Annotated in this window: 13 protein-coding genes; 8 read left to right on the top strand and 5 right to left on the bottom strand. The window is 59.8% G+C overall.

Annotation, left to right across the window (positions count from 1 at the left end):
- The first annotated feature begins 14 nt into the window (after positions 1-14).
- Entirely contained in the window at positions 15-920 is a 906-nt protein-coding gene (locus tag M6689_RS16080; RefSeq protein ID WP_298273562.1) for a 4-deoxy-4-formamido-L-arabinose-phosphoundecaprenol deformylase, read from the top strand.
- Positions 917-1,738, top strand: a complete 822-nt coding sequence (locus tag M6689_RS16075) for an RMD1 family protein (protein ID WP_298273561.1) — start codon at positions 917-919, stop codon at positions 1,736-1,738. The genes M6689_RS16080 and M6689_RS16075 overlap by 4 nt, the downstream gene beginning before the upstream one ends.
- On the opposite strand, the gene M6689_RS16070 is transcribed toward M6689_RS16075, so the two are convergent.
- Both M6689_RS16070 and M6689_RS16065 read right to left on the bottom strand, forming a co-directional pair.
- Positions 1,735-1,917 carry a hypothetical protein gene (locus tag M6689_RS16070; RefSeq protein WP_298273559.1) on the bottom strand — a complete coding sequence of 61 codons (183 nt, stop codon included), beginning with the start codon at positions 1,915-1,917 and terminating at the stop codon, positions 1,735-1,737. The genes M6689_RS16075 and M6689_RS16070 overlap by 4 nt on opposite strands.
- 166 nt (positions 1,918-2,083) lie before the next feature.
- Entirely contained in the window at positions 2,084-3,310 is a 1,227-nt protein-coding gene (locus M6689_RS16065; RefSeq protein ID WP_298273557.1) for a porin, read from the bottom strand.
- A 207-nt stretch (positions 3,311-3,517) separates the two neighbouring features.
- On the opposite strand from M6689_RS16065, the gene M6689_RS16060 reads away from it, so the two are divergent.
- From M6689_RS16060 to M6689_RS16035, 6 genes are all read left to right on the top strand, one after another.
- Positions 3,518-3,859 (top strand): YcgN family cysteine cluster protein, encoded by a 342-nt coding sequence (locus M6689_RS16060; RefSeq protein WP_298273555.1) that lies wholly within the window; start codon positions 3,518-3,520, stop codon positions 3,857-3,859.
- A complete protein-coding gene (locus M6689_RS16055; protein ID WP_298273553.1) occupies positions 3,849-5,126 on the top strand; it encodes a DUF6178 family protein in 1,278 nt (425 codons plus the stop codon). Before M6689_RS16060 ends, M6689_RS16055 begins: the two co-directional genes overlap by 11 nt.
- 87 nt (positions 5,127-5,213) lie before the next feature.
- On the top strand, positions 5,214-6,722 hold the full coding sequence (locus M6689_RS16050) for a PAS domain-containing hybrid sensor histidine kinase/response regulator (RefSeq protein ID WP_298273552.1): 1,509 nt from the start codon (positions 5,214-5,216) through the stop codon (positions 6,720-6,722).
- A complete protein-coding gene (locus M6689_RS16045) occupies positions 6,719-7,105 on the top strand; it encodes a response regulator (protein WP_298273550.1) in 387 nt (128 codons plus the stop codon). Before M6689_RS16050 ends, M6689_RS16045 begins: the two co-directional genes overlap by 4 nt.
- Positions 7,086-8,735: an ATP-binding protein gene (locus M6689_RS16040; protein WP_298273549.1), complete on the top strand. Its 1,650-nt coding sequence runs from the start codon at positions 7,086-7,088 to the stop codon at positions 8,733-8,735. The genes M6689_RS16045 and M6689_RS16040 overlap by 20 nt, the downstream gene beginning before the upstream one ends.
- A 140-nt stretch (positions 8,736-8,875) precedes the next feature.
- A complete protein-coding gene (locus M6689_RS16035) occupies positions 8,876-10,630 on the top strand; it encodes an N-6 DNA methylase (protein ID WP_298273547.1) in 1,755 nt (584 codons plus the stop codon).
- Here M6689_RS16035 and M6689_RS16030 read toward each other — a convergent pair.
- The 3 genes from M6689_RS16030 to M6689_RS16020 form a co-directional block, all read right to left on the bottom strand.
- Positions 10,604-11,656, bottom strand: coding sequence for a hypothetical protein (locus M6689_RS16030; RefSeq protein WP_298273546.1), 1,053 nt, complete (start codon positions 11,654-11,656; stop codon positions 10,604-10,606). The genes M6689_RS16035 and M6689_RS16030 overlap by 27 nt on opposite strands.
- Positions 11,646-11,888, bottom strand: a complete 243-nt coding sequence (locus tag M6689_RS16025; RefSeq protein WP_298273545.1) for a helix-turn-helix transcriptional regulator — start codon at positions 11,886-11,888, stop codon at positions 11,646-11,648. The genes M6689_RS16030 and M6689_RS16025 overlap by 11 nt, the downstream gene beginning before the upstream one ends.
- A 259-nt stretch (positions 11,889-12,147) precedes the next feature.
- Complete coding sequence (locus M6689_RS16020; protein ID WP_298273543.1) at positions 12,148-12,483, bottom strand: hypothetical protein; 336 nt, start codon at positions 12,481-12,483, stop codon at positions 12,148-12,150.
- Between the last annotated feature and the right edge of the window lie 45 nt (positions 12,484-12,528).

Below are 12,528 nucleotides of genomic sequence, written 5' to 3'. Positions count from 1 at the left end.
ACCATGGATACTTGATGCCACCCACCATTGCCCTGAAAATCGACGTCGACACCTACGTCGGCACCCGCGACGGGGTACCGCGGCTCCTGGAGATCTTCGAGCGGTTCGGGATCAAGGGGACGTTCTACTTCTCCATGGGGCCCGACAACAGCGGCAAGGCGATCCGCCGCATCTTCACCCGCAAGGGGTTCCTGCGGAAGATGCTCCGGACCAGGGCGCCGTCGGTCTATGGCCTGCGGACGCTGATGTACGGCGTGCTCCTCCCGCCGCCGATCATCGCGGCCAGGGTCCCCCAGGTCCTGCGCGATACCGTCGCCCGGGGACACGAGGTCGGCATCCACTGCTGGGACCACGTCAAGTGGCACGACCTCCTCCCCTGGATCCCCCGGAACATGATCGCCCTGGAGCTGGGCCGGGCCTTCGCCCTCTACGAGGAGATCCTCGGCCGGCGGGCCAGGACCACCGCGGCACCGGGGTGGACCGTCTCCCCCGACTCCCTGGAGATCCAGGACGCCCTCTTCCTCACTTACTGCAGCGACAGCCGGGGGAGCTACCCCTTCTACCCGGTGATGGGAGGGCGGCGCTTCAGCACCCTCCAGATCCCGACCACCCTCCCGACCATGGACGAACTGCTGGGGGAGAACGGCATCACAGCCGCCACCGTGAACGACCACTACCTCTCCCTCGTGAAGCCGGAGGGGCTCACCGTCCATACCATCCACGCCGAGCTGGAGGGGGGAGTCCTCGCCCCGGTCTTCGTCGACCTCATCGAGCGGCTCCGGGCAACGGGAGCGCGCTTCGTCACCCTGGCGGAGGCGGCGCAGGAGGCGCTGCGGGAAGAGATCCCCTGCTGCGAGCTGGCAATGGGAGAGCTTGAAGGCCGGGCCGGGTTGGTGGCTCTGCAGGGGGAGAGGCGATGACCGGATTCACCGCCTACGCCCTCTCGGGGGAGCTGGACCTGAACCGCCTGGCGGCGGACCTCGGCTTTCCCCGGCGCTACCGCTGGGAAGAGCCGATGGTGCTCGACGTTGCGGGGCTAACGCCGCTTTCCGGCGACCAGGGGGAAGGGAAACGGGTCTATCTCTACTACTTCGGCGGGGTGGTCTTCGTCAATTGCTCGGAGGAGGAGATCGGCGCCTTCTCCCGGAGCATGGAGCGTTACGCCGATCAGTTCAGGGAGTACCCCTCGATCAGGTACCGGGACGACTACTCGCTGCGAACCGGCGAGGGGGACAGGATTGCCGTCACCAACGACTCGGCGGTGATGCCGGGGTACGACCCGGCCTACGTCGACATCATCTGCTTCGTCGTCGCCAAGTCGGTGGCCCTGGAGCGGATCGAGGAACGGGTCGACCTGGTCCTCGACGAGATGGAGGAACTCATCGCGCTCCTGGACCGGGGGAAACTGGAGCTCTCCGACCGGCGGCTCGCCACCCTCGCCTCCAGCATCCTTACCTACAAGTACCAGTCCATAGCCCATATCATGGTGCTCGACAAGCCGGACATCACCTGGGAGAACCCCGAGGCCGACCGGCTCTACCTCACCATGGCCAACCTCTTCGAGCTGAACCAGCGCTACAACGAGATCAGGCACAAGGGAGAGACGCTTCTCGACATCACCCAGGTCTTCACCAGCCTCTCCCACGCCCGCCGCGCCACCCGCCTCGAATGGATCATCATCGTCCTGATCTTCATCGAGATCGTCATTTACCTCTTCGAGATCCTGCGCAGGGGTTAATAACCGACCGAGACGGCGTACCCGGGCTCCCGTCCCGTAAGGTCGAGGGGGGCGAACGGCCTGTGACAGGCGCCGCAGTTCACGGAACCGGTGTCGAAGCGCTGCTGGAGCGTCAGGTTCCTGGTGTCGCACCACTCGCAGTACCAGGCGTAGTAATCTCCCATCGGCATGATGTTCATCGTCGGACCTCCCAAGTTTTTTCTCCATGGTAGCGGCCTAACGCTGCATTCCCGTTACAGTCTTCGAACATTCCCGAAAAAATGCGAAAACCCGCCGGAGCGGGTTTCAAAAAAAGCGGGGGCGTCCCTGCCCCCCATGCGAAGAATGGAGCTTTGAACAGAGGGATCAGAAGATGATCTGGGCCTGAAGGCGGTATTGCATGTCGTCGGTGTTGCTCTTGGCCACATTCTGCTGGTGCATGTTGGTGACGTCGGCCTGCAGCTTCAGGTTATGCTTGTTGAAATAGTAGGATACGGCACCCTGGGTTTCCGTGCGCAGGTCCTGGGTCTTGTCCCGGTTCGGGTCCACATAGGAGTATCGGACTGCGGCTTCCAGATGCTTCGGGATGATGAAATAACCGGCCTGGGCGTAGAAGCCATGGGCACGCTGAGTGGTTTTGGCAGCGGCATCGCCGTCGGCCTGGGCCCAGAAGTACTCGGCCTGGGCAGAGGCACCCATCCACTTGAACGCGATGTCGGCGCTGGCGGTGTTGACCTCGACCTTCTCATTGGCGGCGAATATCGCCCCCTTCTCCAGCCACTTGCCGTAAAAGCTGGTATTGTTGCTCTCACCCTTGACAAACTTGTTGCGGTAATAGTCGGCACCGAAAGAGAGAAGCGGCTTTTTCGTCATCTCCAGGTCCGCTTCGGACTTCTTCAGGTAGCCGAAGGGGTTGAACTCGATGCGGGCAGCAATGGCATTGTCGTTGGTGCTGCGGGTCTTCGACTGGCCTGCCCCACCGTACCAGCCGAAGGCATACTCCACCAGACCCTTTTCAATCTGGCCGTGAAGCATCGCGCCGATGTCGCGGCCCGGCTTGAAGGTGTCCGTGGTATTGGACCGGTCGACGAACTGTTGGGCACCGGACGAGGTAAGCTCCTGACGGGCAAAGGGGACCTTGTCCTGACCGGCAAGGAGCTGGACTTCATCCATCAGCCGGTAGTTGAGGAAAGCGTCTTCGAGGAGTTTTTCCGAGCCGCCATCGACAAAATTCGCCTGCAACTTGTAGGTGAGATCCTTGGTGTAGGCATGCCCCTTCATCCACATCTTCATCCTGCGGACACGCCACTCGCTGGTGTCGGAAACGCTCCCGTTGGCGTTGTCCTTGTCGGTGAAGGTATAGCGGGCCTGGAGACGGCCGCCGATGGCAAGCTTGAACTTGTCGTCGGGGGTCTGGAAGGTGAAGCCGCCACCGACCTTGTACTTGACGGGCGCGCTCTTGGCGACCTCCTTGTAATCCTCCTCGGTGATGACCCCCTTCTCCTTAAGCACGTCTTCAAGGGTCTTGGCAAAGGCGCTCTGCCCCGCCAGGACGGCGGCAAGGGCGCCGACCGCGATCAGTTTCGATTTCACAATTTCCTCCTCAGGGGTGATTTCGCGGCCGCTGGACCGCGCGATAGCAACGCCCCGACTGTAGAGGAGGAATCTTACATCGATGTCACACCGAGGTAAAAATGGTGCAAACAGTGAGAGGGGCGGGGCCGCCGTGGAGGCGGACTCTTCCGGGATGCCGGGTCTACACCGTTGACAGGTGATGCCGCTATTGGCTATCCTCACCCCATGAAAAAACGAGATGTTTCCGACGGCGCCTGGGAGTCACTCTGCGAGCGATGCGGCCTCTGCTGCTTCGAGAAGATCGAGGACGAAACGGGCGCCGTATTTTTCACCGCCACCCCCTGCCAGTACCTCGACCTGGAGACCAACCGGTGCTCGATCTACGAGCGCCGCTTCGAGCTGAACCCCGAGTGCGTCAAGCTGACCGAGAAGCTCGTGCGCAAGCTCCACTGGCTCCACGACGACTGCGGCTATCGAAAGGCCCTGGGAATCCGCCGTTCGCGGGTGCGGGCCGAGCGGTGGGAAGAACGGGACAAAACGGAGGAATCGCCCGACAATGACCAGTAAATCCGACGACAACGTCATCAGCATCGACCGCGCCCGAGCCAGGCGCCCCCTCACCGAAAAGGGGTTCATCTCCCTCACCGTCCCGGAGAAGATCGAGACCCTGCGCACCCTCCCGGCCTGGCGGCAGATGGACCTGCTCCTCGCCGACCCCCTGGGGCGCGGGCTCGTGGAAGAAATCCCCCCGCAGGAGCTCTATCTCCTGGTGAAGGAGATCGGCGAGACCGACGCCATGGGGCTCTGGGAGCTCGCCTCCCCCGAGCAGCGGACCTTCATCCTCGACCTGGAGCTCTGGGAAAAGTGGAACTTTTCCCCCGCCAAGGCCTACGAGTGGCTCAACCATCTCCTGGAAGCAGGGGAGAGCGTGGTGGTGGAGCAGCTTCCCCACCTGGACCTGGAACTGCTCCTCCTGATGCTCGAACGGGAGATTTCCGTCGGCGGCGGCATCGGCGAGCTTGTCTCCGACGACGAGCGGACCGCGGAGTACGACCACACCTTCGACAACGTCTACTTCATCACCTTCAGAAAGAGCGACCACGCCCGCGCCGTCGGCACCTTCCTCGACATCGTCTTCCGCAACGACCGCGAGCTCTACCTGGGGCTGATGGAGGGGATCAAGGGGGAGCTGGAGTCGGAACTGGAAGAGCTCGCCTACCACTTCCGCGCCGGGCGGCTCGCCGACCTCGGGTTCCCCGAACTGGACGACGCCCTCGCCCTCTACGCCCGCCTCGACCCGGCATCCTTCGCTGTGGAAGGGGATAAGCGGCTTGCGGGCGAGGGAACGGCCTCGCACCTGCCGGCGGTGGGGGGAAGCGACTCGTTTCTCCAGCGGGTCCTGGCGCGGGCCGGCTCGGAGGAGATCGACCAGGAGCTCACCTACCTCGTGAACAGCGCCCTGGTGGCCGACGGCGAGGCCCTCCACGACCGGGACGTCATGGAGCAGATCTTCCAGCGGGTCCACGGCTACCTGAACATCGCCCTGGAGTACCTGGCCGACGGCGACGAGGAACGGGGGGCGGAGATCATCCGCACCGAATACCTCCGGCGCCTCTTCCAGCTCGGCTTCAGCATCGTCATGCCGCTACGCTCCCGCGCCGAGCGGATCTCCAGCGACGACTACGCCACCGACAGGGCACTGCGGGGGCTGAAGGAGACCCCGCCACGGTACTACCGCGCCCTCGACCCCGAGGGTGTCGACAGCTACCGGGAGTTCCGGGCGATTGCCGACGTGAAGCGGGCCGAGGAACTGCTGAGGCAACTCCGGCCGTAATATCCCCACCCATAAAAATCCGCCAACCACTCCCTTCTCATCCGGCGTTCTCCTGTTATCATCTTGTTTGTACGAATGGAGGTGCCGATGCAGCGGTCCGAGCGAAACAGCCGGACGGCGGTGACGCCGGCCGGCCTGCGGCGGGAGGCGGTCAGGATTGCCGTCCTCTACGCCCTGCTCGGGGGCGCCTGGATCGTTTACTCCGACAGGGTCCTCGCCTCCCTCGTCGCCGACCCGCTCCTCCTCACCCGCCTCCAGACCGCCAAGGGATGGCTCTATGTGGGAGTCACCGCCCTCCTCCTCGCCTGGCTGATCAACCGCAACCTTTTGGCGGCGGCCAGCGCGGCGGCCGAGCTTGAGGGTCACGTGGCGGAGCGGACCGCCCAGCTGGAGGGGCTCAATCGGGCACTGCGCGCCAGCGAGGACCGCTTCCGCGCCCTCTACGAGGAGATCCCGGCCATGTACTTCACCGTGGACAGCTCCGGAACGGTCATCTCCGCAAACCTGTTCGGCGCCGAGCAACTCGGCTACTCCGTGCAGGAGCTGACGGGACGTCCGGTCCTCAACGTCTTCTGCGAAGAGGACCGACAGGTGGTGCAAGGGCAGCTCGACGCCTGTCTGCACGCTCCGACCGGGGAGGCGGTCTCCTGGGAGTTCCGCAAGCGGCGAAAGGACGGGAGTATCCTGTGGGTCCGGGAGTTCGCCCGTGCCACGGAGGATGCGGCCGGCAACAAGGTCGTCCTGATTGTCTGTCTCGACATCACCGACGAGAAACTTGCCGACGAGGAGATCGTCAGGCTGAATGCGGAGTTGCGGCAGCACAGCGCCGAGCTGGAGGAAGCGAACCGCAAGCTGACCGAGCTCGACCGGCTGAAGTCGATGTTCATCGCGAGCATGAGCCACGAACTGCGGACCCCCCTTAACTCCATCATCGGCTTCTCGAGCATCCTGCTGGATGAATGGATCGGCCCCCTCACCGACGAGCAGAAGGAGAACCTCGCCACGGTCCTTCGGGCCGGAAAACACCTGCTAGCGCTCATCAACGACATCATCGACATCTCGAAGGTGGAGGCCGGCCAGAGTGACCGCCGGATCTCGGAGTTCGACCTGGGCGACCTCCTGGAGGAGGCGACGCGGGAGCTGGCGGACGAGGCGGCGGCCCGCGGCATCGAGCTCCGCGTCGAGCCGGTCCGCCTCCCCATGCACACCGAACGCCGCCGGCTCTACCAGTGTGTGCTGAACCTCGTGAGCAACGGCGTGAAATACACCGAGCGGGGTTCCGTCGTGGTGACCGCGCAACACCTCCCCTTCCCCTCCGGTGCCGGACGGGTGACGATCGCCGTGACGGATACCGGGATCGGGATCCGGGAAGAAGACCGGCCGCGCCTCTTCGAGCCGTTCAGCCGCCTCGACTCCCCCCTGAAGTCGCGGGTGCCGGGGACCGGCCTCGGCCTCTACCTGACGCGCAAGCTCGCGCGGGAGGTCCTCGGAGGAGAGGTCACCCTCGCAAGCCGCCCGGGCGAAGGGAGCAGCTTTTTCCTCACCATTCCCGTCCGGTCGGAGGAAGGTGGGATAGCGTCAGGAGGAACGCCGTGAAACGGGTTCTCGTGATCGAAGACAACCGGGACAACCTCCGCCTCATCGGGTATGCCCTCAGGAGGAGCGGCTACGGCGTGGAGTCTGCCGAAACCGGCGAGGAGGGGGTACGGAAGGCCCGCGAGTGCCTTCCCTCCTTCATCATCGTCGACATCAACCTTCCCGACATCGACGGATTCGAGGTGACGCGCCGGATCAGGGATACGGAGGCCACCGCCCGAATCCCGATCGTCGCCATCACCTCCCACGCCATGGTCGGCGACCGGGAGCGGATCATCACCGCGGGATGCAACGGCTACTTCGAAAAGCCGATCGACCCCCTGACCATCGTAGAAAAGATCCTTGACGCGCTTGGAGCGAACCATGAAGACACTGATCGTTGACGACAAGGCGGACGACCGGAAACTGCTCCGGATGAACCTGGAGCGGCGCGGTTGTGAGGTGATCGAGGCGGCGGACGGCGAGAGCGCCCTCGCCTTGGCGCAGGAGCATAGGCCGAGGCTGATCATCTCCGACGCCCTCCTCCCCCGGATGGACGGGTTCCAGCTCCTGAGATCCATCAGGAGCGACGCGTCCCTGCGGGATACCCCCTTCGTCTTCTACACGGCGGTCTACACGGCCCCGAAAGACGAGGAGCTCGCCCACTCCCTCGGGGCCGACGCCTACATCGCCAAGCCCGTGGAACCGGAAAAGTTCTGGCAGGAACTGCAGACAATCCTGGAGGGGTGCCGCCTGAAGAAACTCCGGCGGGACGTTGCCATGATCAGTGAAGAGGAGTACCTGCGGCGCTACGGCGAAGTGGTCGCCACCAAGCTCGAAGAGAAATACCACGAGCTCCTGGAGAACGAGGCGATGCTGAGACTGGTCATGGAAACCCTGCCGGTCGGGGTCTGGATCATCGACCACGATGGCCTCATTCTCCGCTCCAACCCCGCCGGCGAGAAAATCTGGGGCGGGGCGCGCTACGTCGGCATGGAGCGTTACGGGGAGTACCGGGGATGGTGGGCCGATACCGGGAAGCGGATCGAACCCCACGAGTGGGGAGCGGCCCGGGCCGTCACGAAGGGAGAGACGTCGCTCGACGAGGTGATCGAGATCGAGGCCTTCGACGGCCGGCGCAAGACGATCCTCCACTCGGCGGTCCCCCTCCGGGATCAGATGGGGAGGATCGTCGGCGCCATCGTCGTCAACCAGGACATCACCGAGCGAAAGCGGGCCGAGAACGAGGTGCGCCGGCTCAACGAAGAACTGGAAGCGCGGGTGGCGGAGCGGACCAGAGAGCTGGAGGGGGCCAACCGGGAGCTCCAGGCATTCAACTTTTCTATCTCCCACGATCTGCGCGCCCCCCTCATCGTCATCGACGGATTTGTCAAGGCGGTCCTGGAAGATTACGCCGACCGGCTCAACGAAACGGGGGTAGACTACCTCGGGCGCGTGAGAAGCGCGTGCCAGAGGATGGGGCAGCTCGTCGACGCGCTCCTCTCTCTGTCGCGTCTCACCCGCGAGTCTCTAAACCTGAAGGAGGTCGACCTCTCCGGCATCGCCCGAAGTGTGATGCAGGAGTTCAGTCACCTCGATCCCGAACGTGCGGTGACCGTCCGGATCGCCGAGGGGGTGACCGCCTTGGGCGACCAGCAACTGCTCCGCTCGGTCATGGAGAACCTCCTGGGAAACGCCTGGAAGTACACCGCCAGGCGGGAAGGCGCCGAGATCGAGTTCGGTGCGATGGAAGAGGGGGGGAATACGGTCTATTTCGTGCGCGACAACGGCGTCGGTTTCGACATGACCTATGCCGACCGGCTCTTCGTCCCCTTCCAGCGGCTGCACCGGGCCGATGAGTTCAAAGGGACCGGAATCGGCCTCGCCACAGTCCAGCGGATCGTCCTCCGCCACGGGGGACGGGTCTGGGCCGAGGCGCAGCCGGACCGGGGCGCCACCTTTTATTTCACGCTGGGAATGGATGACCGGAAAGAAAGGGAGGCTGACTCAGGGACCAGCAAGAGAAATTCTTAAGAAAAAAGGGGCTATCTGAGGCTCTTGCAAAACGTCATGAGGAGGCCGGAATAACAGAGCCGGCAAAATTAGCCTTGACGGCAATTAAAATAAGAATACTATAAGTAGCGCAAAAAAGATTATGAATTCATGAGGCCATTATGAAAGCTCATGCTCAATCCCAACTTACAAAAAGATATAAACTTGTCACCGAAGAAAAGGCTGGTGGAGCAACTTATACGCCAAAGAATCTATCGGATTTCGTGGCGGAGCAAATTATTGAAGGTTATGATGAGGCTAAACAAAAAGGCCCCTTGCGAATTCTTGATCCTGCTGTGGGTGATGGTGAACTTCTGGTCAGTCTACTCGAAAAACTGACAGTAAAAAGCTGCACAAGGATTGAGGTCTTCGGCTTTGACACACAAGAGAAAGCTGTCAACCTGACCTCAGCGCGATTAAGGCAATCGTTTCAAAATGTAAACGTTCATATTAAACTTGGTGATTTCCTTGAATTTGCAGGAAATTATTTGGACGCAAGCGGCAGCGGAAATCTATTCCAAGGTCCGCCCCCTGAAGGCTTTGACATGATCATAGCTAATCCTCCTTATGTCAGAACTCAGATCATGGGCGCAAAACAGGCACAAACGCTGGCATCCAAGTTTGGGCTATCAGGTCGCGTAGACCTTTATCATGCTTTTATCCTTGGCATGGGGCGCGTACTCAAACCAAGTGGCATAGCTGGAATCATAGTATCGAACCGTTTTATGACTACAAAATCGGGCTGCGCGGTGCGCCGCGCCATCCTGGAACAATTCAATGTGCGTCACGTATGGGACATGGGCGACACCAAGCTGTTTGAGGCGGCTGTGTTGCCGGCAGTTCTGCTGCTTGAAGGAGCAGATTCCACCAAAAGACGAATAAAGGACAAGGCAAGGTTTACTTCTATTTATGCGACCAGTGAACCAGCCGAGGTCTGCTCCTCCGACCCGATAAAAGCACTGGAAAACACCGGAGTTGTGGAAGTTAGAGATGGGAGGCGATTTCTCGTTCAACACGGCATTCTAGACAACGGTAGCCAAATGGACGGTGTCTGGCGTATCGCAACTAAGATCCTGGATAGTTGGCTGGCAACCGTTGCATCCCATACATGGAGCACTTTTGGCGATATAGGGAAAATTCGCGTCGGGGTAAAGACAACCGCCGACAAGGTATTCATTCGGTCAGATTGGAAAAGTCTTCCCAAAGCTGAAAGGCCAGAACTTCTCCGTCCACTTATCACGCACCACTCGGCGCGGCGCTACAAAGGTCTCCGTCTGGAGAAACTATGGCAAATCGTCTACCCCCATCATGTGGTGCAAGGGAAGCGGACTGTGGTCGATCTGGCAGCGTATCCACGCACGGCAGCCTATTTGAACAGGCATCGAGCGGCGCTTGAAAGTCGTGAATACGTGATCGAGGCTGGTCGCAACTGGTATGAGATCTGGGTGCCGCAGGACCCAGATGCCTGGGCAGCCCCGAAGATCGTTTTCCGGGACATTTCCGAAAAACCAACATTCTGGATAGATTTGGACGGATGTGTGGTAAATGGCGATTGTTACTGGTTGACGTACCGAAATGTATCACAGACAGATCTACTCTGGCTGGCGCTTGCGGTGGGCAACTCAACCTTTATCGAAAATTTTTACGATCATCAGTTCAAGAACAAGCTTTATGCCGGCCGACGGCGTTTCATGACGCAATATGTGGAAAAGTTCCCGCTGCCGGACCCGCAGAGCCGTATAGGCAAGTCCATCATCGAGGCGACAAAACGCGTCTATCTCCTTACCCCTTCGCCGGAAGCGGACAATCTGGAAAAGGAATTGAACCAACTGGTTTGGCAGGCGTTTGGCCTAACGACTGAAAAAATCGGCCGGTAAAGGAATCTGAAGCTTTTTATTGAGGACCTTTCCCTGAAACTGAGGAAAACGGCTGAAGAACGCTTCACCGGTGGTCAGATAGAAGTTGGTCAGGGTAACGCGTTTTCCGTCAGTCTTTGCATAAAATAGTGCATAGCGGACATCACAATGCCTTATCTGCTGTCCCTTAAGCAAGGGGATATCCAAGGTTTCCATGCTGTTGGGACAAACCAGACCAAGATCAATGGTCGGCGAGGTTTGGAGTTTTACCTCCAGGAGTTGGTGTCGCACATCTGGAAAACGGCCGTCATCCTGGTAATCAGCATAGCCCAGTTGTTTGCAAACAAGCCGATGTAATGCAGCTCCACGATTTCGCTCTTGGTCGTGACCACTGTCCACGAAGCTGGTTCCAACCAACTGTCGCAACCGCTCATATAATCCGGCAGTCGGGAAAAGTGCACCGACAGCAGGGTTATCGACAGGACTGGCAGCTATCTTGCCCTTCCTGATTTTCCCGACAAAAGGCCTAAGACGATCCGTATCTTCAGGAGCCACAAGTTCTGCTTGGTCTAATCCTGGGATTAGCCGTGCCTGAAATTTTTGAGTCAATGTTCCTGTTGTGTCGAGCAACGCCAGTCTATCGCCAGTTACGACCTTGACCCGCTCTATCGTACCATTATCTGACACTTTAATAATCACATAGCGACGTGTTGGCTCCAGCTCTTCATTCCATACCTGGAGGTTATTGGACTTCTGAACATAGGTATCAAACTTTTGTCCCGGAAAGCGGGGGCGTGTTTTTTTGAACGATCGGGGCACAGGGTAACCGAGGATACGGCAAACCTCCTCTTTAACTACCTTGGACCGAGTGCGGTTGGCTAATCCGGCTGTGGAAAAACTATGTAACCCCTCCTCCAGCAGAGTTTCCAAGTCAGGGGCCGGTATCCAGAGGTTTGGATCACCAACTTCAATGTCGTCATAAATGGAAAGGCCGCTTTGAGAAATAGCCTTCACAAATTGCTGAGAAGATTTTGGCTTACTTGCCAACTTCTTCCCCCTTCCTTGTAAGTAGTTCGGGTATTGAGACACCAAGAGCCTCTGCAAGTACCTCCAGCGTACTTAACGTAACATTTCTTTCCCCGCGTTCAACAGAGCCGATATAGGTACGATGGAGGCCGCATTTGTCGGCTAGTTGCTCTTGAGACAAGTTATTGCTACGACGGTATCTGTGAATATTCTCCGCAAGGATGGTTCTAATACTCTGGTCTGCTTTTCTCATGAGGTTTGTACCACTTGTGTCGAAAAAGCTATAAAAATTCGCGGGCATATTCGCAAAATGATACCTTTAAGTCTACAGACTATGAGTAGCGCCACCTCACCTCCAGGACAAAATGACTGTCAAAAAGTGACGCCACGCACTTCTTACCATGTTCCAAAAAAGAAAAAGGGCCGATCGGCATGTGTCCAAGTTTGCGATCGGCCCTCTATTTGAAATCTCTTCAGCCAGGATGGTGGAAAGGGTAAAGCATGAAGTAGAGCTACTGCACCGCCACCTTCCGTGCGTTGTGCTTCTTGCGGTAGATGGCGCGGCTGGCCCGGTTCTGTTCCCGCTGGAGCTGGCGACGCTCCCTGGCGGTCAGGTTGCCGTCGCTCTTCATCCTCGCCTCGTCCTGCGCGATCTTCGCCTGTCGGGCCTCGAGCCGACCCGCTTCCCTGGGGGTAAGCTGGCCACTGGCGACTCCCTGGTCGATGCGCCGCTGTTGGTTCACCTCCCGCTGCTGGATGCCGGGATCGTTGGTCCCGGCGAAGACCCCTCCCGCGGTAACGATGCCGACGATCCCCGCCGCTGCCAATCCAACCAGTTTCGCTTTCATGATATTCCCTCCGTGATGATCATGTGAATCTTCTTGCCCCAAGAA

The organism is Geobacter sp. (assembly GCF_027327745.1).
Lineage (GTDB): Bacteria > Desulfobacterota > Desulfuromonadia > Geobacterales > Geobacteraceae > Geobacter.
This window is presented reverse-complemented; position numbering and strand designations above follow the sequence as displayed.

Bases quoted from the DNA above. Each gene is read 5' to 3' on its own strand.
- M6689_RS16080 (WP_298273562.1), top strand. From the start codon at position 15: ATGCCACCCACCATTGCCCTGAAAATCGACGTCGACACCTACGTCGGC.
- M6689_RS16075 (WP_298273561.1), top strand. From the start codon at position 917: ATGACCGGATTCACCGCCTACGCCCTCTCGGGGGAGCTGGACCTGAAC.
- M6689_RS16070 (WP_298273559.1), bottom strand. From the start codon at position 1,917: ATGAACATCATGCCGATGGGAGATTACTACGCCTGGTACTGCGAGTGG.
- M6689_RS16060 (WP_298273555.1), top strand. From the start codon at position 3,518: ATGAAAAAACGAGATGTTTCCGACGGCGCCTGGGAGTCACTCTGCGAG.
- M6689_RS16055 (WP_298273553.1), top strand. From the start codon at position 3,849: ATGACCAGTAAATCCGACGACAACGTCATCAGCATCGACCGCGCCCGA.
- M6689_RS16050 (WP_298273552.1), top strand. From the start codon at position 5,214: ATGCAGCGGTCCGAGCGAAACAGCCGGACGGCGGTGACGCCGGCCGGC.
- M6689_RS16040 (WP_298273549.1), top strand. From the start codon at position 7,086: ATGAAGACACTGATCGTTGACGACAAGGCGGACGACCGGAAACTGCTC.
- M6689_RS16035 (WP_298273547.1), top strand. From the start codon at position 8,876: ATGAAAGCTCATGCTCAATCCCAACTTACAAAAAGATATAAACTTGTC.
- M6689_RS16025 (WP_298273545.1), bottom strand. From the start codon at position 11,888: ATGAGAAAAGCAGACCAGAGTATTAGAACCATCCTTGCGGAGAATATT.
- M6689_RS16020 (WP_298273543.1), bottom strand. From the start codon at position 12,483: ATGAAAGCGAAACTGGTTGGATTGGCAGCGGCGGGGATCGTCGGCATC.